The organism is Chitinophaga oryziterrae (assembly GCF_009758125.1).
GTDB classification, from domain to species: domain Bacteria; phylum Bacteroidota; class Bacteroidia; order Chitinophagales; family Chitinophagaceae; genus Chitinophaga; species Chitinophaga oryziterrae.
The window spans coordinates 1,506,244-1,527,008 of sequence record NZ_WRXO01000001.1; the positions used below are offsets into that span (position 1 = coordinate 1,506,244).

Below are 20,765 nucleotides of genomic sequence, written 5' to 3' on the forward strand. Positions count from 1 at the left end.
CCCGAATCAATAAATGGACGCCGATAAATTCCCGAATCGATAAACGCTCCGCGCAAACCTGCCCTACCTTTGCAAAAAATTCATAAATGCCAAGATTTTTAATCAGTGCTGTTATAGTAGCACTTTTTAGTCTTCCTCTTATATCACAGGGACAATCAAATACAGGGAAAGTTACAGGTCATATCACTTCAGTAGATAAATTACCATTAGAACTTGTTTCAATATCATTAGTCGAATTACAGAAAGGGACACTTACCAACAGGGAAGGTGTATATGAGATAACAGATATCGCTCCTGGTAAATATACTTTAAGGATCCAGATGCTGGGAACTAAGGAAAATGACCAGACGGTAGAAGTTGTCGCCGGACAAACGACCACCTTCGATTACCAGCTGACAAAAGAAAATATCCGGGCTTTACAGGAAGTAAGCATCGTAGGTACTACAAATAGATTTTCTAAAAAGGAAAGTATATATATAAGCAGGCTGCCTTTAAAGAACCTGGAAAATCCACAGGTGTACAACATCGTTCCTAAGGAATTGATCGAGGAACAAATGGCTGTTGATCTGGGTAGTGTCTCTAAAAATGTACCTGGTGCTGGTATCCCGATGCTGGCTAACCAGGGGAGGGTTACTTTCCGTTCCCGGGGTTTTGAAACAGAGCCTAATGCAAGAAATGGTGTGGCGGGCGCAGCATTCTCTTCTATCGATAATGCCAACCTGGAAAGGGTAGAAGCGATCAAAGGCCCTTCTGCTACTTTATTCGGTACAAACGTATCCAGCAGTTATGGCGGATTATACAACCGTGTTACCAAAAAGCCCTACAATGATTTCGGTGGGGAAGTGGCCTTTTTTGCCGGTAGCTGGAACTACAACCGCCTTACCGTAGATGTGAATACACCGGTTAACAAGGAAAAAACAATGTTATTCAGGTTGAATGGCGCTACTACTTTTGAAAAGAGCTTCCAGGATATGGGGTTCACGCGCAGTCTCGGCCTGGCGCCAAGTTTCTCTTACCAGATCACGGACCGCCTTTCCTTATTGCTGGACGTAGAATTCGGACAGGCAAAAGGTACCTCTGTAGTACGTTTCAATCCTTACACCAAGAGCAACAAAATACAGTCTATCGCAGACATGAAGTTCCCATACAACCGTATGTTCATCAGCAATGATATTGCTTACCAGACACAAATGATGAACATATTCGCACAGGTAAACTATAAGATCTCCGATAAATGGACTTCCCAGACAGTAGTGTCCCGTGCACGTTCTTCTATCGACGGTTATATCACGGCGCTGAATGGTGCTTCAGATAGTACAATTCGTCCACAGGTAATAGTAGGATATACCACCTTTATCGCTACTGATATCCAGCAGAATTTCATAGGAGATTTTAAGATCGGGTCTTTTCGTAACAGGTTAGTAGTAGGACTGGATTATTACAATAATTCAAATTCATTCGACAGGGTAACGGTAAATGCTCCTGCTGTTAATTTCATCAATCCGGGCAAAGGTTACAGGTTAAGCCAGAGTAAAGTAGATTCACTGGCCCTGGCGCCTACTGCGGTTCCCCGTGTGGAAAATAACGGAGATAATACTTATGCTGCTTATGCTTCTGATGTCATCAACATTACAGATAACCTGCTGGCGATGCTGAGCCTTCGTGTAGACAGGTATCATAGTCAGGGTGTATATAATATAACGACTGCCATCAGTACCGGGGCGTATGACCAGACGGCCTTATCACCTAAACTGGGATTGGTATACGAACTGTATAAAGACAAACTCTCTGTATTTGGAAGCTATATGAATGGCTTCTTTAACAAGGGAGGAAGCGACAAAAATGGCAAAGCATTTAAGCCTGAACAGGGTAATCAGGCGGAAGGCGGTATTAAAGCGGACGTGTGGGAGCATAAACTGGTAGGTACCATCAGTTATTACGATATCCGGGTGAAAGATGTTTTAAGGACAGATCCGGACGATGCGAACTATTCCATCCAGGATGCGACACAACAGAGTAAGGGCGTGGAAATAGAACTGACGGCTAACCCTGTGAAAGGACTGAACATCGTTGCCGGTTATGCTTATAACAATAGTAAATATACACACGGAGACTCTTCTATCCTGGGATTAAGACCAGCCTTGTCCGGCCCGGACAAAACCCTGAACTTTTGGATCAGCTACCATATTCCCAATGGCGCGTTGAAAGGCTTGGGAGCCGGCTTTGGGGGTAACGCAGGTAGTGCGTCTTTCCAGACGAACACTAAAACAGCTAAAGTGATCATCCCTTCCTATACGCTGCTGGATGCCTCTGTTTTTTATGAACACAGCAAGTTCCGTATAGGATTTAAGGTAGATAACCTGACCAGCGAAAAAGCATGGTCTGTGCGACTGACGCCTCAGAATCCGGCCCGTTTCATCGGTAGCATCAGTCTTAAATTTTAATCCTTAAACTAAATGACACGGGGCTGGCCTTTTTTTATAGCACCTGTACCAGAGGAACAAAAAGACCTTCCCAAAAGCCTTTTTCAGGCGAAATGGGGAGGCCTGTCCATTTACCTGAGTATTATCCTTAAACAGCTTAAATAGACCCTTATAGGGCCAATTCCGGCCCTGTTTCACGATGTCTTACACTGTGTTTTCATTAACAGGTACTCAGATTCTAAGAAGTATTGTTAAGAAAAGGGATTGAAGAGGTATTGCTAAGGTTCATCCTCCGTTCATCCTACGTTCGCAACGTAGGATGAACGGAGGATGAACCTTAGCAATACCTCTTCAATTCTACTTTATATAGGGTCTTATTATAATCTGTGAAGGCGTATCATACCGTTCAGAAGGAGTTTATACCAGATGTTTAGTGCAATTATATAGCTCGCAATCCCAAAGGTTATCCTTAATGGTAAACCGGGTAACAGAAGTATTTTTAAGATGCTCCGTAATAGTAAGCGTAGGAGCCAGTTTCCTTAACAGATGCCTTATAAAGCTACCATGACTCACAATCAGGATATGTTTCCTGGCATGGGCTTCCAGTAAATCGTCTATAAAAGCAAGTCCCCGGTCACAAACTGCAGCTTCTGTTTCCATGCCCAGTTCCAGTTGCCGCCAATCGGGGCCCCATTTAAGGATCCTTTCTTCTTCAGAAGTACCTTCCGTTTTCCCGCCGGATACTTCCCGTAAACGTTCATCCTGGAAAAAGTCGGTAATGCCCAGTTGGGCAGCGATGATTTCGCCGGTTTGGCGGGCACGGGATAAATGACTGGAATATACAAGGTCCCATTGTTCGTCAGAAAGGCGCAGGCCCAGTTTCTGTGCCTGAAGGATGCCTTCATCGTCAAGGGGGATATCAGTGCTTCCCTGCATTCTACCTTCTTTATTCCATGCTGTACTTCCGTGACGGATAAGGGCAATACGTGTCATGGAGGCAAAGATAAGCAGCGGATGGCAGGATTTATAGCCTAAAGTAGTTCGGCTTCGCTGATAAGATTGTGTTTAAGTGCAAATACCACTACACCAGCGGTATTCCGGACATTCATTTTTTCAAGGATCCGGGTACGGTGACCTTCCACCGTACGTTTGCTGAGGAAGATTTTATCCCCTATCTGCTGAGCAGTGAACTGCTGGCATATCAGGCGGATGATCTCTGTTTCCCGCTCCGTAAAGGTGGGAACAACGTCTTTGGAAGGATTGAAACGACTTTTAACGATCATGGCGGCCAGTCTGGCGGAGGTCTGGCGGCAATAGAATATATTGTCCTGGTATACGCAGGTAATGGCTTCTATAATCTCCTGTTTATCTGCATTTTTCAGCAGGTAACCTTTGGCGCCCGCTTCCAGCATTTCCACTATCAGCTCTTCTTCGTCAAACATGGACAAGGCAATGATCTTAGCGCTGGCATCTTTCTGTAATAAAGCACGGGTAGCGGTAATACCATCCATTAATGGCATTTTCAGGTCCGTCATGATCACATCTGCTTCCACGGTATTCAGTAATTCGAGTAGTTCCCGGCCGTTGCCTGCCTGTCCGACAAGCGCAATATTGGGTTGTCTGGAAAGCATTAATGCTAGTCCATCACGGAAAATCTCATGATCGTCAGCGATCACTAATCGGATGTCGTGATTCATGTAAGTTTAATCTTGGGGGTACGAAGTGGCTCTCAATAAATTATTGGCCGTAAATATACATTATTCAACGGGTATTTTAATGAAATAGTTGGTCCCCTGGCCAGGTGTGGAATCTATAGATATGGAACCATTAAGGATATCCGTGCGTATGGCCAGGCTTTTCATTCCCAGTCCGGTAGACTCTGCCTTTACCTTTTTTACATCAAACCCTATCCCGTTTTCCTTTATCAGTACAAGGAAAAACCCGCTTTCCCTGCTCAGTACTATCTGCATCTGTGTGGCTTTTGCATGTTTCAGCGTATTATGAGTGATCTCCTGTATGATCCTGAAAACGTGGATTTCCCTGTTGGGAGGAATGTCAATGTTACCGGACGTACGAAAATGAATGTCCAGTAATTGTTTATCAGATATCTGTCTGATAAATTCATGCAGGGCTTCCGTTAATCCTTTACGTTCCAGGGTGGCTGGCAAAAGGTTATGAGAGATTTGCCGCAGGCTTTGGATCACTTCATCAATATACTTCCCCGACTTGTCAATAATACGTTTATCCGGTTCGTCAGTAACATTGATACTATGAAGATTCAGTTTGATGGTAGAGAGGAGAGGGCCCATACTATCGTGCAGGTCTGCTGCCATCCGTTTGCGTTCATTTTCCAGGATAGTGATTTCTGCCACTATGCGTTCCCGTTGCAACTGTATATACCTGCGGTGATACAGGATGATAGACACCACGAAAAATATAATGATGATAGCTATCAGTAATGAGATGAAGACAGTCGTATAGAATATTTTGTCGATCATGGGGTATTAACGCTATCTGCTAGGCATCAAAATGTTTGTTAAAATAGTACTCTTCTTTAACGGGAATGTAGAGAACAGCTATAGCATAGATCAAATTTACAAAAGCATTGATAGAATTAAACATTAAAACGATCTTTAAAAGTAATACTGAACTATTTATCCCTACAAAATAGGAGGCTTCGTAGATGATCTGGTAGATAAAAAAGGTGATAAATCCCAGACAGACAAGGAAACGGGAGTTTTTGAGGAGATTCTTGTTGTCCCGCACGATCATAAAGTTGATCTCATTAATACTGAGTAACACTACTATAAAGGCATATGCTACCCTGAAAACAGGGCTAAATGTTTCTATCTTATTGAAAATCAGGTTTTCTATTATCCACACGGTACCGATGCCGCTGATCAGGGCAATGAACAGAACGTGCTTTCTTTTGAGGAAACCCCATACGTAGAACTGGTAGAGGATCACCATGGATTCTGCCAGTCCGTACAAATTGAACGGTACAGCATTACTTGTGTCCAGTACGCGGATACAGATAAAGCTGATCGTTTCTGAGATAAAAGCCAGTGCCAGCAGTAAAAGAAAGGGCTGAAAGCTGGCAACAGTCCTGTTGAAGCGGATCAGCCCTATCAATAACGGTATAAGAACAGTCTGGCTAACCAGGAAAGCACCTATTGTATTCATTAATTTTCTGTAGGATCTTGTGTAGTTTGACACATCGGAGGACAACGTTGACCACTTTCCATGGCCTGGGCACCGTCACGGGCGGTGGCGCTGGAGATACCCGGTATGCTTACAGCTCTTGGCCCCGGAACGAGGGTGGTAAGAATATCCCTGCCTTTGGCATCTGCCGGCAGTAATACAAATCTGACCTGTCCTTTTTCATCCCGGCCCAGGTAAATACGCAGGTTTTTGGCGCCTTTTGCATTCAGCAGGGCTGCTATAGCGTCCCGGTTAAACATCTCCGCATCCGGCAGGTTAAAGGCGCTGTCCAGGTAATTGCCCGGTATCTGGCGGTGCAGTTCCTTTTTAGCCTGTTGGAAACCATTCTTCAATTGTTCAGCTTCTTGTATGGAAATTACGTGCCGGCTTGCCTTTACGGGGTCCAGGGGAATTTTATAGTCCCGCTGTGGGGTACATTGCGTAAGGAACACAATAAGGAAAAGGGGTACGATAACATTGCGGTTCATGGTAAATGATTGTGGTTTTATTGTTGAATGAATGTGCAAATTAGCTGATATGGCCGGTATGGTGCCGGGTACTATTGCTGAAAAAATAGCGTATTTATACGTGAAATTAATTGATGCTGATTACAGTACTGTGTCTTATGCCGGGGCGACTATTAATAAAGATAAGGAAAAAGGATATATAGCGGGGTAGTCCAGAAGGTTGGTAAAAAATAATCATCTGGTACTGGCAGGGGCAGACAGGCTGACGTACTTTTGTGCGCTTGAACAATGAAAAGGAAAACCAACTTTAGTCCGGAACAACAACTGACACACCTTGATTCCCGGCTGGTATTGTCCCTGCAACGACTCAGTGATATGCTGAAGGCGATGCAATGGGAACAGGCCAGGCTTTTGGGTGTCACCCCTTTACAGTTACAGATCCTGCTTTTTACAGGATACCATTCTCCTGCCGTAAACAAAGCTGCTTACATCGCGGCTGAATTACAGGTAAGCCGCCCTACCATCAGCGATGCCGTAGGCTCACTGGTTACAAAAGGACTGCTGGAAATGCATAATGATAAACGCGACCGCCGCAGCTTTTCCCTGGCGCTGACCGAAACAGGGATAGAAATGCTGGAAAAGGCAGGAGCATATATGGGGCAGATTGAACAGCTCCTGAATAATAAGTCCGATCAGGAAAAAAATCTCCTGTATCAGTCAGTATATTCAATTATCGCCGGATTAATAACACCTGATAAAGGTGGTGTACAAAGGATGTGTTATAACTGCGCTCACTATAACGGAAATAAGAAACGGCAGCACGAATGCCTGTTCCTGCAAAAACGTTTATTGTCATCTGAGCTGCAACTGGATTGCATGTATCACTCTTCTTTATCTTAAGATCTTCCCCAGTTTTTCCAATCCATTTACGATCTCCCTTTCTTCCAGAGAAGCATAACCCACACGTATACCCATCGTGTCATAATGTGATGCATCATAATAACGTGCAGGGTCCACAATGTTTAAACCACCTGCCTGTATCTTCTGTAATATCCCTGCAGGAGTAGCTGCAGAAGGCAGTTCCAGCCAGATCGCCAGTCCTCCGGAAGGTTTTGTAAAAGGAATAACACTGGCGGCCAGTTCCATCTTTTGCTGGTAAATGTTACGGCTATACTGCTGGTGTCTTCTGATATCTCCCGAAGCCAGCATGTTAGCGATCGCCAGTTCCAGTATATTATGTTCCTGCTGATGGGTCACTGAATAATACGCTGCCAGGGAATGAATGAATGCGGCAGAACCGCAAACAAAACTCAATGGAAACTCATTACAGAGTGTACCTATGTAAATGACATTGCCTGCCTGCTGCATACCGGCCAGAGGTAATATCCGTTCTTTACTAAAATGATATTCATGATCATAATCATCTTCGATGATCATGAAATGATAGAGTTCACTTAATGCCAGTAACTGTTTACGGCGTTCCTGCGAAAGCGTTACCGTAGTGGGGTATTGATGATGGGGGGTGATATACAATGCTTTCAATGCCTGTTTCCTGCACAGCGCTTCCAGGTGTTCGATACTGATCCCGGAACGGTCTACCGGGATATGGTGCAATTGTGCACCTGCTATCGTAAAAGCATTCCAGGCCGGCTGGTAACCAGGGTACTCCACGGCCACATGGTCTCCCTGCCGTAATAAAGTCCGGGCTGTGAGATAAATGGCATCCTGGTGACCGTGTGTAACACAAATGTTCGCCGTGGTCAAGGCAAGGCCCCGGTCATTATTTAAAATAACATTGATTTCCGCCAGTAATTGCTCATTACCCCGTTCTGTGCTGAACTGGTAAAGCTGTTGGGTGGAATATTGTTGCAGCAGACGCCGGCATTCCCGGGTAATATCCGTAACAGGTATCAGTTTTATATCCGGCAGCCCGTCGTCGAACGTAATCTCGAAATCGCCCCTGGTATGGGGATGCGTGATTTTAAAATCAAAAACAGGGAAATCAATGTTGATAAGCGCAGGCCTTTCCAGCTGCTTTCCGGAAGGCATGGTATCACTTACCCTGGTCCCGCTCTTATATTGAGAGGACAGCCATCCCTGTGCTGTCAGCTGTTCGTACACCGTAATAATGGTATTCCGGTTCACTTTCAGTTGCTGGGCCAGGATACGGGTACCGGGTAGCAATACGCCCGGAAGTAGTCTTCCCCGCTGTATTTCATTGATAATGTACGTTTTGATCTGCTGATATATTGGCTCTCTGCTGTTAAAGGACAACTGCAAATGCGCATGTCTGAAACTCTTCATGGTTGGCTCACGAGTATTATTTTATATACGTATAAATGTATTTTCCGGTTGTATATCAGCCAATTATTACACAAACATGGGATGAAGTCTAAAATTTTATATTTTTACCATATGGATGCAGCAATGGTAGAAAAAGCGGCAAATGCAATAGCGGACAAGCACCGGTTATCTATACTGCTGGCAGCAGCGCAACAAACTGCCATTCAATGTTGTGCAATAACTGAGTTAACCGGGTTATCACAGCCAACAGTTTCCCATCATATAAAGATCCTGGTCGACAGCGGGGTACTTATCTACGATAAGACCGGCCGTACCGTACAACTGACTATCAATAAAGAGATGATGAAATATTTATCCGTCTTCTTTGGAAAATTGAGTTAATCCATTATCTTCGCATTAACCAAATGGTTAAATCAATTAGTTGTAATGGCACAAGAGAGAAATACGGAGGAACTGATCATCGAAGCGGCCAAGAAGATATTTGTAAAACGCGGGCTGGCTGGCGCACGTATGCAGGACATTGCAGACGAAGCGGGGATCAACAAAGCCATGCTGCACTATTACTACCGTAGCAAGGACAAACTGTTTGAGATCGTATTTAATGAGGCAATAGGTAAAGTGATAGGCCGCCTGGGCACAGTCCTCAGCCAGCCAATGCCGATCCTGGAGAAGGTCCCGGCCATTGTGGAGAGTTATATAGATGGCGTGATGGAAGCACCTTATCTCCCCATGTTCGTACTGAATGAGATCAACCAGCAGCCGGAGATGTTTTTGCAGCGATTGAAAACACAAGGGAACTTTCCCAATATATTATTGTTTCTGAAAGAGATCGTAGAAGCCGGAAAACAGAGACAGATCAAAGAAGTAAGTCCCATCCAGTTGCTCCTCAATATCCTGTCCCTCTGCGTTTTCCCCTTTGTAGCCCGGCCAATGGTACAGGGTATTTTACAACTGGACAACGTACAGTACAATATGATGATGGAAGACAGGAAAAAGGTGATAACAGAAGTAATTTTTGCATGGATTAAAGCATAAATATTTTTTTGCCTGGTAATTAACCATATGGTTAGATTAAACAGTTAGTATTATGAGATATCTCGTTTGGATATGCCTGCTATTCAGTACACAGGCATTGGCCCAGGAGCCACTTACCCTGGACAGATGTTATGAACTGGCCACTAAGAACTACCCGCTCATCAAACAACGGGAGTTAATTAGCAGGTCCGGGGCTTATTCTGTGGAAAATGCCGGGAAAGGGTACCTGCCGCAACTCTCTTTCTCCGGGCAGGCTACTTATCAGTCGGATGTCGTGCATTTCCCGCTGCCCGGCCTCCCCCAGTTAAGCAAGGACCAGTATAAGGTACAGGCGGAGATCAGTCAGACCCTGTACGACGGGGGCAGTATCCACTATCAGAAAGAACTCAGCAAGGCAGCTACCGCTACCCAGGAACAACAGCTGGAAGTAAACCTTTACGCTGTCAAAGACAGGGTAAGCCAGCTATTCTTCGGGATCCTTTTATCAGAGGAACAACTGCGGCAGAATGATTTGCGCAGAACGGATATCGAAAGTGGTATCCATAAAATGCAGGGAGCTGTGGATAATGGTACCGCGCTGAGAAGCAGTGCGGATGAACTGAAAGCCGAACTGCTGAATGTAGAGCAGGCAGGTACCCAACTGGTGGCTGCTAAAAAAGCGTATATGCAGATGCTGGCCCTGTTCATCAATCAGCCTGTTACTACTTTGGTTAAACCCGCTGCAATAAATATTGTTACAGATATCAAACGGCCGGAACTCAGTTTATATGAGCATCAGCAACAAACATATGAGATACAGGAGAAACAACTCAGGTCTAACTACCTGCCTAAAATAAGTGCGTTTGTACAAGGTGGGTATGGACGGCCTACCTATAATATTATAGACAACAGCTTTGGTGTCTTCGGTATGGGCGGCCTTCGTCTCAGCTGGACTTTAAACAGCCTGTATACACTCCATAACAATAAACAGACACTGCGTATCAATCGCCAGGACCTGGACGTACAAAAGGAGACATTCCTTTTCAATACCCGCTTAACGTTAACACAACAGCAGGTAAATGCACAGCAATTCGATGATATGATCTCGCAGGACCAGCAGATCATTGCTTTGCGTACTTCTGTTAAAAACGCTGCCGTGGCGCAATTAGAGAATGGTGTCATCACCTCTCATGATTATATCAGTCAGGTGAATGCAGAGAACCAGGCCAGACAGAATCTGGCATTACATGAAATCCAGTTGCTACAGATACAATACAACAGTAAAAACACTTCCGGTAATTAATCGCATATGAAACACACATTATTTATTATGCTCCTGTTCCTGGCTTCCTGCTCCGGTAAAAAGGATGAAGGGGATGCCTCCGGTTATTTTGAAGCAGACGAAGTGATCGTATCTGCACAACAGAATGGACAACTGCTTTCCTTTATAGTGAAAGAGGGTGATACCTTACACAAAGGGGCTGTAGTCGGACAGATCGATGTAACAGGCATCACCCTGCAGAAAGAACAGGTAAAAGCATCCATTATGGCATTGGGCGAAAAAACAGCCGATGTGCAACCCCAGCTGCTGCTGGTGAAGAAACAACTGGCCGTGCAGGAAGCTCAGATGAAACAACTGCTGCATGAACAGCAACGGACCGTGAACCTGGTGAAAGCAGATGCTGCTACGCCTAAACAACTGGATGATATCAATGCACAGGTGGATCAGTTGCAGCAATCAATGAATGTTACAAGACAGCAGTTAACGGTCAGCTCTACCAACGTGGCTACCCAGAACCGCAGTGTGCTGAGTGAAAAGAATCCGCTGGAAAAGGCTATAGCGCAATATGATGACCAGATCAGGAAAGGTGTGATCGTCAACCCTCTTTCAGGTACGGTGTTGGCCCGTTATGCGCTGGAAGGAGAAATGACCGCTACCGGTAAGGCCTTGTATAAAATAGCAGACCTGGATACGCTGACATTGAAAGCCTATATCACCGGTGGGCAGTTGCCGCTGATCAAACTGGGACAAACTGTACAGGTGACTACCGATACTAAAACATACAAAGGCGTGATTTACCAGGTAGCGGATAAATCGGAGTTCACACCTAAAAGTATCCAGACAAAAGACGATCGTGCCAACCTGGTTTACGCAATTAAGATAAGAGTACCGAATGATGGGTATCTTAAAATAGGGATGTATGCCACAACAAAGTTCTGACGCCGTCATACTGACTAACATTACTAAAACGTACGGGGAAACGACTGCCGTAAAGGACCTCTCTTTCTCGGTAAAACACGGAGAACTGTTTGGATTGATCGGCCCCGACGGGGCTGGTAAATCCACGATCTTCCGCATTCTCACTACTTTGTTACTGGCAGATGCAGGTGTGGCTACAGTTGATGGATATGATGTAGTAAAGGATTACAGGGAGATCAGAAAACGGGTGGGATATATGCCCGGTAAATTCTCTTTGTACCAGGATTTAACAGTGGAAGAAAACCTGCACTTCTTTGCTACTTTATTTGGTACCACTGTTAAGGAGAACTATTCAATGATAAAGGAGATCTATGAACAGATAGCTCCTTTTAAAACAAGAAGGGCGGGTAAACTGTCGGGTGGGATGAAACAGAAACTGGCATTGTGCTGCGCGCTTATCCATCGTCCGGAAGTATTGTTCCTGGATGAACCTACTACCGGGGTGGATGCGGTATCAAGAAAGGAATTCTGGGAGATGCTGCAACGTTTAAAACAACAGGGTATCACTATCGTTGTATCCACGCCTTATATGGACGAAGCAGACCTCTGTGAGCGGATCGCTTTGATGCAAAGCGGCAGTATTTTATCTATAGATACGCCCGCGGCTATTAAACACGCTTACCCGGATGAGTTATATGCGGTGAAATCTGCGAACATGCACCAGTTGTTAAAGGACATAAGACAATATGCCAGTTGTTATGCCTTCGGGGAATACCTGCACGTATCAGGCATCAGCGAAAATGCATTAGCCGGGTACGTAAAGGGGCATACGGATGTTATTATTAAAAAAGTAGCGCCTGGTATTGAAGATTGTTTTATCCGATTACTCTTAAAACATGAATGAAAAAGCGATCACCTGTAAAGGATTAACAAAACGCTTCGGTGATTTCGTCGCCGTAGACAATATCTCCTTTGAGGTAAATACAGGGGAAATATTCGGTTTCCTCGGCGCCAATGGCGCCGGTAAGACTACCGCTATGCGTATGTTGTGCGGACTATCTTACCCTACTTCAGGAGAAGCTGCCGTAGCTGGTTACGATGTATTCACCAAACAGGAATCCATCAAGAAGAATATAGGATATATGAGTCAGAAGTTCTCTCTGTATGAAAACCTGACCGTAAAAGAAAATATCCGTTTCTATGGTGGTATCTATGGATTAACAAACGGGGAGTTAAAAGAAAAAGGAGAGGGGCTGATCAATAAACTGGGGTTGCAGGGTGAATCAAAGAAAATGGTGGGAGAACTCCCGTTAGGCTGGAAACAGAAACTCGCTTTCTCTGTCGCTATCATCCATCAGCCTAAAATAGTATTCCTGGATGAACCCACCGGTGGTGTAGATCCTGTTACCCGCCGACAATTCTGGGATTTGATATACGAAGCTGCGGACAGTGGTATCACGGTGTTCGTTACCACGCATTACATGGATGAGGCGGAATACTGCAACCGTATCTCTATCATGGTAGATGGACGTATAGATGCGCTGGATACACCTGCCAGCCTGAAACAGCGATACAGGGCAGAGACGATGGACGAAGTATTTTATGCATTGGCAAGAGGCGCTAAACGTTCGGCCGATTAAACTAACACCCATGAAACAATTCCTGGTATTTGTCAGAAAAGAGTTTTACCACGTTTTCCGCGACAGAAGAACATTGCTGATCCTGTTCGGATTACCGACCATGCAGATTTTGTTATTCGGTTATGCGTTGACGACAGAGGTAAAGAATGCAAAGATCATCGTGGTAGATCAGGCAAAGGATGCTGCTTCGCAGCAACTGATCGCAAAGATCAATGCCAGTACCTACTTCGATATAGACCCCGGAGAAGATATTGAAGCTGCTTTTAAAAGAGGGAATATCCGGTGTGCGGTCGTGTTCCCGGCAGACTTCGAAAACGAAAAGCGCATCCAGATCGTTGCAGATGCATCAGATCCTAATACCGCTAAAACATTAACGAACTACTTAACAGCTATTATACAGCCACCTTCAGCGCAGCCTTACCAGATTATCCCGGTTACAAGAATGCTGTACAACCCTTCCCTGAACGGCTCTATGAACTTCGTTCCCGGTGTAATCGCCCTGGTACTGATGATCATCTGTACCACATTAACATCTGTCTCCATTGTCCGTGAAAAGGAAAATGGTACCATGGAAATACTGCTGGTATCCCCCTTTAACCCTACTTATGTAGTACTGGCAAAGGCGGTCCCGTATCTCGTTTTATCATTACTGGATTTCATCCTGATCTTATTACTGAGCGTATTCGTATTAGATGTACCTATCAGGGGCAGCCTGTTACTATTATTCGCGGAAAGCTCGTTGTTCATCATCAGCTGCCTTTCTTTGGGCCTTTTAATCTCTTCTGTGACACAATCCCAGCAAACAGCTATGCTGATATCAATGATGGGTATGATGCTGCCTACGATCCTCTTTACGGGCTTTATCTTCCCCCTGGAAAATATGCCCCTGCCTTTGCGGATCATCTCTAACTTCATTCCTTCCCGCTGGTACTATTTCATTGTAAAGGCGGTGATGTTAAAAGGACTGGGATTCTGGGCTGTCTGGAAACAAACACTGGTATTGGCGGGTATGACCGTCACCCTGCTCACTATCAGTATTAAGCGTTTTAAAATCCGTTTGGCATGAGAACATTAAGATTTCTGTTGGAGAAGGAGTTTAAACAGATCTTCCGGGATAAAGGGTTACTCCCTGTGATCTTTATCATGCCGGTGATCCAGTTGCTGATCATGCCACTGGCCGCTAACTTTGATGTAAAGAACATCAACCTGGCCGTCATAGATCATGATCATTCCGGTTACTCTCAGCAATTACTGGCTAAAATAGGTTCTTCAGGATATTTCCGTATCACCGCTAACACCGCTTCTTTTCCGGAAGCAATGAAACAGATTGAAAGTGAAGAAGCAGATATCATCATAGAAATACCGGCAAATTTCGAAGAGCAGTTAATTAAAGAAGGAGCAGGACCTGTTTACCTGGCTGCTGATGCCATCAATGGTACCAAAGCAGGATTAGGCAGCTCTTATCTCAATACCATTTTAGCAGATTTTAACAGTGAGATAAGAATGAAGTTACTCCCGCAACAGGCAAATACAGGAATAGATATCCGTTCTTCCGACTGGTTCAATCCTTATCTGAATTACCGTATTTACATGGTACCGGGGATATTGGTGATACTGGTAACAATGGTATGTGGTTTTGTGGCGGCTTTAAATATAGTAAGAGAGAAAGAGGTAGGAACGATAGAGCAGATCAATGTAACACCTGTAAAGAAATGGGAATTTATCATGGGAAAGATGATCCCTTTCTGGATTATCGGTATGATAGATTTTACGATAGGATTGCTGATAGCGCGATTGGTATACGGTATTATCCCTGTGGGGAACCTGTTCCTGTTATATGGCTTCCTGTCCGTTTACCTGGTAGCTATGCTGGGCTTTGGACTGTTGATATCCACTTACAGCGATACGCAGTTACAGGCGATGTTTGTGGCGTTTTTCTTCATCATCATTTTTATCCTGATGAGCGGATTGTTTATTTCTGTAGATAATATGCCGGTATGGGGGAAAGTAATAGCCCGGTTATCACCTGTCACCTATTTCATAGATGTGATGAGGATGATCGTACTGAAAGGCAGCGGGTTCAATGATATCAAAATACCCCTGCTGATAGAGATCGTTTTTGCAATAATACTGAATGGATGGGCAATATTGAACTACCGGAAAACGGCTTAACTCATTTTTTTAATTAACCGTCCTATTGTTTTAATACCATCTTCCACTTGTTTACTCCAGGGATTACCATAACTGATGCGCAGGCAGTTGCCATATCTTTCCTGTAAAGAGAAGATGCGGCCGGGAGCAAAAGACACTTTATGTTTTAGCGCCTGGTCGTACAGTTCAAACGTATTGATCTTTTGATTTAACTCTATCCAGAGCACAAAACCGCCTTGCGGACGGGTGATACAGATATCTTCGGGGAAGTAATCCGTTACCGCCTGCAAATGCCGTAAATACTGTGTATGCAAGGCTTTACGGGTATTCCGCAGATGATGCTCATAGCGGTCATTCTCTAAAAAATGAGCGATAGCGGCCCCTGGCAAAGAAGCACAGGAAATAGAGCGGGTACGTTTCAGTTGCAGTACTTTGTCTTTATAACGGCCGGGAAGTGTCCAGCCTACACGAAATCCCGGAGCAAGCGCTTTGGAGAAGGAATTACATAACAGTACCAGTCCGCTTTTATCAAACGTTTTACATACAGACGGTCTTTCTTTTCCAAAATACATATCCCCGTATATATCATCTTCTATCAGCGGAATATCATATTTCTCCAGCAGTCGTACCAGTTCCTGTTTATGTGAATCAGGCATACAAGCGCCTAATGGATTATTGAAATTAGTCACGAATACACAGGCTTTGATCTTAAAGCGGGGAATGGCTTTGTCCAGATATTCCAGGTCCACGCCTGTAGCCGGATGAGTAGGGACTTCCAGTACTTTCAGTCCCAGGCTTTCAGCCAGTTGCAGGGTACCGAAATACGCCGGACTTTCAATCGCGATGGTATCTCCCGGTTGTGTAGTCGCAGAGAGACAGAGGTGCAGTGCATCTATACATCCTGATGTGGTGATGATATCTTCTTCACTTACAGCACCACCCCATAGGATAGACATACGCGCTATCTGCCTGCGCAGGTTTTCATTACCCTGGGTGGATTCGTATCCCAGTCCTGCCGCATCTGTATTCCGCATGGCCTGTATCATGGCTTTGGATAACTTGGCGGTAGGTAACAGCGATGCCAGTGGTACGGCAGAAGAGAATTTCAGTATTTCATTATTGGAAGCCTGCACGAACATTTTGGAGATCATATCATGCACGGTCACTTCTTCCGGCTTTTTGACCGCCTCACATTTCTGCGGCATATCCGGCAGGCGACGTGCACAAAAGATCACGTAATAGCCCGATTTGGGCCTGGATTCTATCAGTCCTTTCCCTTCCAGGTGATAATATGCCTGGAAGGCAGTACTCATGCTCACACCCTGTTCTTCGCTCATGGTGCGTACAGAAGGCAGTTTATCTCCCGTCTTTAATACTTCTTTTGAAATCAGTAGTTCCAGCTTGTCAGCTATCTGAAGATAAAGATGTTCTGCTGTTTTTAACATAGGTAAAAAATTATCTGATCTGGTCAAAAGTACAGAAAATGAATCTGTTTTTTGTAATTTAGTTGGATGATGGAAATATATACCCATATCATACCTTCCCCTGTTGGCCCTTTAACCCTGCGTGGCACTGCCACTGCTATTAATGTACTGTCTTTTAAAGAAGGTATTGTCCCCGAACAGGGGCCCCTTCCTGATATTTTCCGCCTTTGTACAGAAGAGCTGGAAGCATATTTCGCCGGTAGCCTGCGCATCTTCACTTTTCCCATGGAACAAACAGGTACGGTGTTTCAACAAACTGTGTGGCAACAACTGACAGCCATTCCCTACGCACATACTATCACTTATCTCACACTGGCAAAACGGATCAATAATCCCGGCAGTATCCGTGCCGTTGGTACTACCAATGGTAAGAACAATCTGGCCATTGTGGTGCCCTGTCACCGGGTGATTGGCAGTGATGGCTCTTTAACTGGTTATGGTGGTGGCCTTTGGAGAAAGAAATGGTTGCTGGAACATGAGATGAAACATAAATACGGCAGTAACCTGTTGTTCTAACATCTAAATCTGATCTGGTCTAAAATTACAAAACTGAATCTGTTTTATCTGCGTTATTAGTGCCAATTTTGTGTTCTTATTTTAAGTATATGAAAAAGGCATATTTAGCGTTAATAATAGTTAGTTTTTTCTGGGGTACCACTTACCTGGCATCCAGAATAGGTGTCAGACATACACATGGCCTGATGCTGGCTGGTCTGCGTCAGACGACCGCAGGTATTTTATTAACGGCTTTCTTTTTATTGAAAGGATATAAGCTGCCGGATAAAATTATCCTGTCCCGTTTATTCGTAATAGGTGTAATGATGTTATGTCTCAGTAATGGGCTCATTACCTGGGCCATGCAATATATTCCCAGTGGTTTATGCGCTATCATCGTGGCAACGGTACCGATCTGGATTACCATATTCAGTTACTTCCTGGTGGAGAGAAGCCGTTTGTCCGTCTTACTGCTGGTGGGTATGCTGATAGGCTTTCTCGGCGTAGGTGGCATCTTCTACGATTACCTGGCCAGTCTGATGAACCCCGAATTCCGGTTGGGTATTATCCTTACGCTTATCGCCTGCGTGAGCTGGGCATTGGGTTCGGTACTTACCACCCGCTGGGCGCTGAAGGTGAACTTCTTGTACGGCGCGGGTTTCCAGATGTTATTCAGTGGTATCGTGATGGTGATCACGGCATTGCTGATGGGGCATCCGTTCCCTTCAGGCGGGGAAGGCGTTGAATTATGGGGCAGCCTGATCTATCTGATCTTTATAGGATCTATACTGGGATATTCAGCCTATGTATTTGTGCTGAATAACCTGCCTCCGTCACTGGCTTCCGTATACGCCTATATTAATCCGATCGTAGCGGTGTTGCTGGGATGGCTGATCCTCAAAGAACATATCAACTGGATTACCGTGATTTCCAGTCTGGTTACCTTGACAGGCGTATACATTGTAAAACTGGCGGTAAGCCGTAATAAACAGGTAGCATGAAAATCTTAACGTATTCTCCGGAATATTTACCGGATTTCGAAAGACTGAACAAACACTGGATAAGAAAATACTTTACGCTGGAACCTGTGGACCTGGATGTACTGGAACATGCGGACGAGTATATTATCAATACAGGAGGCACCATTATTTTTGCTGCTATCGGTTCCGATATAGCCGGTACCGTAGCCCTGAAAAAAATAGACGGTGAAACAGTGGAAATGACAAAGATGGCGGTAGATGAAGCCTTCCAGGGCAAGGGGATAGGAGCGGAGCTGGCCACACATATTATAAGGCTGGCATGGGAGATGGGATTTAAAAAAGTTATCCTGTATTCCAATACCAAACTGGTACCTGCCATTAAGTTATATCAGCGCCTGGGCTTCAGGGAGATCCCCCTGGAAGCGGAAAGGTATCAGCGGAGTAATATAAAAATGGAGATCTCAAGAGAAGAAGAGAATGTTCATTATGCCGCTGCGGATGAATTATTAAAAATTGTGGAAGAAATTTTTCCACTACTCGAACAAGTGCCTGAATCCGCTGCAGCAGAGCGTCCGGAGAGAGGGAAGTGGAGTGCAAAAGAGATCATTGGGCATCTGATTGACTCAGGAATTAATAATAACACTCGTTTTATAAGATCACAACAAATATCTTTGCTGGAAATACCTGGATACGATCAGGATTTTTGGGTAAGGGGACAAGCATGGCAGCATATGGGCTGGCACAATTTAATAAATCTATGGGCAGGGTTTAATAAGCACCTGTCGATAACTATACGTACTATACCAGCGACTAAGCTCCAGCATCAGTGTAAGATCAGCGATCGCGCACCTGTAACATTATTGTTCCTGGTGACTGACTATGTGGAACATTTAAAACATCATCTTCAACAATTGAAAGTAATTACAAAAGATACGATTTAGATTTAGGTATGATGAACAAAGGTATTTACCGCCGTACATCTGGTTGACACCGTCTCCGGTTAATCCCGGAGGCGGTTATTTTTTTATATTTGTGGCATGGACATCAGACACAACCCCTGGACTATCCTCTCCAGTGATAAGAAATATGATAATAACTGGATCAGTGTTACTGAACATCAGGTATTGAACCCGGCCGGGGGCCCTGGCATTTATGGCGTAGTACATTTCAAAAATGCGGCCGTTGGCGTAGTGGCCCTGGACGAAGCCCATCATATTTACCTGGTAGGGCAATACCGTTTTCCCCTGGAACAGTTTAGCTGGGAAATTCCCGAAGGTGGTGGTCCGCTGGGAGAAGATACCCTGGATACTGCCAAAAGAGAGCTGCTGGAGGAAACCGGTCTGGTTGCCCAAAGCTGGCAGCCCATTGTCCGCATTCACCTTTCCAATTCCGTTTCTGATGAAGCCGGCGTGGTGTACCTGGCCCGTCACCTGGAACAGCGTACGGCCGAGCCGGAAGAAACAGAGCAGTTATTCATCAAAAAGGTCCCTTTTGATACGGCTTACCAGATGGTGAAGGACCATGAGATCACGGACTCGCTCTCTATTACAGCCATCCAGAAGGTAAAACTGATGCTGCTGGAAGGAGAGATTTGATTTAGCGTTATCTTTGCGCCAATGGAACAAAGAAGATTTAAGTCTGCCGGGGCCCGGCAGCATGCGCCAAGACCGAAAGCATCATCAATGGTAATCGGCCGTCAGCCTGTAGTAGAGGCTATCAAATCGGGCAAGGCGATTGAGCGTATTTATATGTTACGTGGCGCCAGCGGAGATATCATCCCGCTGATCCAGCAACTGGCTGCAGAGAATAATATCCCCATCAATAGTGTACCCGCAGAGAAACTCAATGGGTTAACTTCCTTTAATCACCAGGGCGTGATTGCCATCACTGGCCACATCAATTATCTCGATTTACAGGACGTGATCTCCCATGTGACCGACCAGGGACAAGTACCCCTGTTCCTGATCCTGGACAGTATCACGGACGTGCGTAATATAGGGGCCATTGCCCGTAGTGCTGTTTGTTGCGGTGCACAGGCGATCATCATACCCGACAAAGGGATTGCTGCCCTCAACGAAGAAGCGATTAAATCATCGGCAGGGGCACTGGAAAAGATTTCCGTATGCCGGGTCAACAGCCTGCTGAAAGCGATAGATACCCTGCACCTGAACGGTATCAAGGTGATAGCCAGTGAAATGGAAGCAGAAATGAAGTTGTATGATTGTCCGTTCCAGGAGCCTGTGGCCATTATTATGGGTTCTGAGGATAAAGGGGTGTATCCTGCTTTGCTGAAAGCATCGGACCACCTGTTCCATATTCCTATGAGCGGCAACTTTGAATCTTTCAACGTATCTGTGGCTGCCGGTATTATCCTGTACGAGGCGATGAAGCAGAGAGGTATTTAAA

23 protein-coding genes are annotated in these 20,765 nt (G+C 45.0%); 16 read left to right on the plus strand and 7 right to left on the minus strand.

The window, feature by feature from the left end:
- Nucleotides 1-86 precede the first annotated feature (86 nt).
- Nucleotides 87-2,444 (plus strand): TonB-dependent receptor, encoded by a 2,358-nt coding sequence (locus GO495_RS06175; protein WP_157298788.1) that lies wholly within the window; start codon nucleotides 87-89, stop codon nucleotides 2,442-2,444.
- A gap of 396 nt (nucleotides 2,445-2,840) precedes the next feature.
- On the opposite strand, the gene GO495_RS06180 is transcribed toward GO495_RS06175, so the two are convergent.
- The 5 genes from GO495_RS06180 to GO495_RS06200 are packed head-to-tail and all read right to left on the minus strand — an operon-like array spanning nucleotide 2,841 to nucleotide 6,112.
- Entirely contained in the window at nucleotides 2,841-3,416 is a 576-nt protein-coding gene (locus GO495_RS06180) for a histidine phosphatase family protein (RefSeq protein WP_157298789.1), read from the minus strand.
- A 38-nt stretch (nucleotides 3,417-3,454) separates the two neighbouring features.
- Nucleotides 3,455-4,120: a response regulator transcription factor gene (locus GO495_RS06185; protein WP_157298790.1), complete on the minus strand. Its 666-nt coding sequence runs from the start codon at nucleotides 4,118-4,120 to the stop codon at nucleotides 3,455-3,457.
- 60 nt (nucleotides 4,121-4,180) lie between these two features.
- Complete coding sequence (locus GO495_RS06190; RefSeq protein ID WP_157298791.1) at nucleotides 4,181-4,921, minus strand: sensor histidine kinase; 741 nt, start codon at nucleotides 4,919-4,921, stop codon at nucleotides 4,181-4,183.
- A gap of 19 nt (nucleotides 4,922-4,940) precedes the next feature.
- Nucleotides 4,941-5,606 (minus strand): hypothetical protein, encoded by a 666-nt coding sequence (locus GO495_RS06195; RefSeq protein ID WP_157298792.1) that lies wholly within the window; start codon nucleotides 5,604-5,606, stop codon nucleotides 4,941-4,943.
- Nucleotides 5,606-6,112 carry a hypothetical protein gene (locus GO495_RS06200; protein WP_157298793.1) on the minus strand — a complete coding sequence of 169 codons (507 nt, stop codon included), beginning with the start codon at nucleotides 6,110-6,112 and terminating at the stop codon, nucleotides 5,606-5,608. Before GO495_RS06200 ends, GO495_RS06195 begins: the two co-directional genes overlap by 1 nt.
- A gap of 31 nt (nucleotides 6,113-6,143) precedes the next feature.
- On the opposite strand from GO495_RS06200, the gene GO495_RS06205 reads away from it, so the two are divergent.
- Together GO495_RS06205 and GO495_RS06210 are read left to right on the plus strand one after the other, a co-directional pair.
- On the plus strand, nucleotides 6,144-6,302 hold the full coding sequence (locus GO495_RS06205; RefSeq protein ID WP_157298794.1) for a hypothetical protein: 159 nt from the start codon (nucleotides 6,144-6,146) through the stop codon (nucleotides 6,300-6,302).
- Nucleotides 6,303-6,379: 77 nt separating this feature from the next.
- On the plus strand, nucleotides 6,380-6,991 hold the full coding sequence (locus tag GO495_RS06210) for a MarR family winged helix-turn-helix transcriptional regulator (protein ID WP_157298795.1): 612 nt from the start codon (nucleotides 6,380-6,382) through the stop codon (nucleotides 6,989-6,991).
- Here GO495_RS06210 and GO495_RS06215 read toward each other — a convergent pair.
- Entirely contained in the window at nucleotides 6,983-8,395 is a 1,413-nt protein-coding gene (locus GO495_RS06215; protein WP_157298796.1) for an aminotransferase-like domain-containing protein, read from the minus strand. The two genes, GO495_RS06210 and GO495_RS06215, sit on opposite strands and share 9 nt — an antisense overlap.
- A gap of 81 nt (nucleotides 8,396-8,476) precedes the next feature.
- Here GO495_RS06215 and GO495_RS06220 point away from each other — a divergent pair, with 81 nt between their 5' ends.
- Genes GO495_RS06220 through GO495_RS06255 form a run of 8 tightly spaced genes read left to right on the plus strand, consistent with a single transcriptional unit; the run spans nucleotide 8,477 to nucleotide 15,421 of the window.
- Nucleotides 8,477-8,776 carry an ArsR/SmtB family transcription factor gene (locus GO495_RS06220; protein ID WP_240915160.1) on the plus strand — a complete coding sequence of 100 codons (300 nt, stop codon included), beginning with the start codon at nucleotides 8,477-8,479 and terminating at the stop codon, nucleotides 8,774-8,776.
- 45 nt (nucleotides 8,777-8,821) lie between these two features.
- Nucleotides 8,822-9,430: a TetR/AcrR family transcriptional regulator gene (locus tag GO495_RS06225; RefSeq protein ID WP_157298797.1), complete on the plus strand. Its 609-nt coding sequence runs from the start codon at nucleotides 8,822-8,824 to the stop codon at nucleotides 9,428-9,430.
- Between the two features lie 52 nt (nucleotides 9,431-9,482).
- Nucleotides 9,483-10,712 (plus strand): TolC family protein, encoded by a 1,230-nt coding sequence (locus GO495_RS06230; RefSeq protein WP_157298798.1) that lies wholly within the window; start codon nucleotides 9,483-9,485, stop codon nucleotides 10,710-10,712.
- Between the two features lie 6 nt (nucleotides 10,713-10,718).
- Nucleotides 10,719-11,630, plus strand: a complete 912-nt coding sequence (locus tag GO495_RS06235; RefSeq protein WP_157298799.1) for an HlyD family secretion protein — start codon at nucleotides 10,719-10,721, stop codon at nucleotides 11,628-11,630.
- The gene (locus tag GO495_RS06240; RefSeq protein WP_157298800.1) at nucleotides 11,611-12,513 is read left to right on the plus strand and encodes an ABC transporter ATP-binding protein; all 903 of its coding nucleotides are present in this window, start codon (nucleotides 11,611-11,613) and stop codon (nucleotides 12,511-12,513) included. The genes GO495_RS06235 and GO495_RS06240 overlap by 20 nt, the downstream gene beginning before the upstream one ends.
- On the plus strand, nucleotides 12,506-13,249 hold the full coding sequence (locus tag GO495_RS06245; protein WP_157298801.1) for an ABC transporter ATP-binding protein: 744 nt from the start codon (nucleotides 12,506-12,508) through the stop codon (nucleotides 13,247-13,249). Before GO495_RS06240 ends, GO495_RS06245 begins: the two co-directional genes overlap by 8 nt.
- Before the next feature lie 10 nt (nucleotides 13,250-13,259).
- Nucleotides 13,260-14,315, plus strand: a complete 1,056-nt coding sequence (locus tag GO495_RS06250) for an ABC transporter permease (RefSeq protein ID WP_157298802.1) — start codon at nucleotides 13,260-13,262, stop codon at nucleotides 14,313-14,315.
- Nucleotides 14,312-15,421 (plus strand): ABC transporter permease, encoded by a 1,110-nt coding sequence (locus GO495_RS06255; RefSeq protein ID WP_157298803.1) that lies wholly within the window; start codon nucleotides 14,312-14,314, stop codon nucleotides 15,419-15,421. Before GO495_RS06250 ends, GO495_RS06255 begins: the two co-directional genes overlap by 4 nt.
- Here the strand turns inward: GO495_RS06255 and GO495_RS06260 are convergent.
- The gene (locus tag GO495_RS06260) at nucleotides 15,418-16,845 is read right to left on the minus strand and encodes an aminotransferase-like domain-containing protein (RefSeq protein ID WP_157298804.1); all 1,428 of its coding nucleotides are present in this window, start codon (nucleotides 16,843-16,845) and stop codon (nucleotides 15,418-15,420) included. The two genes, GO495_RS06255 and GO495_RS06260, sit on opposite strands and share 4 nt — an antisense overlap.
- A 66-nt stretch (nucleotides 16,846-16,911) precedes the next feature.
- Here GO495_RS06260 and GO495_RS06265 point away from each other — a divergent pair, with 66 nt between their 5' ends.
- The 5 genes from GO495_RS06265 (at nucleotide 16,912) to rlmB (ending at nucleotide 20,764) form a co-directional block, all read left to right on the plus strand.
- Nucleotides 16,912-17,400, plus strand: a complete 489-nt coding sequence (locus tag GO495_RS06265) for a methylated-DNA--[protein]-cysteine S-methyltransferase (protein WP_157298805.1) — start codon at nucleotides 16,912-16,914, stop codon at nucleotides 17,398-17,400.
- Between the two features lie 89 nt (nucleotides 17,401-17,489).
- The gene (locus GO495_RS06270; RefSeq protein ID WP_157298806.1) at nucleotides 17,490-18,380 is read left to right on the plus strand and encodes an EamA family transporter; all 891 of its coding nucleotides are present in this window, start codon (nucleotides 17,490-17,492) and stop codon (nucleotides 18,378-18,380) included.
- Nucleotides 18,377-19,300: a GNAT family N-acetyltransferase gene (locus GO495_RS06275; RefSeq protein ID WP_157298807.1), complete on the plus strand. Its 924-nt coding sequence runs from the start codon at nucleotides 18,377-18,379 to the stop codon at nucleotides 19,298-19,300. Before GO495_RS06270 ends, GO495_RS06275 begins: the two co-directional genes overlap by 4 nt.
- A 96-nt stretch (nucleotides 19,301-19,396) precedes the next feature.
- Nucleotides 19,397-19,954 (plus strand): NUDIX domain-containing protein, encoded by a 558-nt coding sequence (locus GO495_RS06280; RefSeq protein ID WP_157298808.1) that lies wholly within the window; start codon nucleotides 19,397-19,399, stop codon nucleotides 19,952-19,954.
- A 21-nt stretch (nucleotides 19,955-19,975) separates the two neighbouring features.
- Complete coding sequence (gene rlmB / locus GO495_RS06285; protein WP_157298809.1) at nucleotides 19,976-20,764, plus strand: 23S rRNA (guanosine(2251)-2'-O)-methyltransferase RlmB; 789 nt, start codon at nucleotides 19,976-19,978, stop codon at nucleotides 20,762-20,764.
- Nucleotide 20,765: the final 1 nt, after the last annotated feature.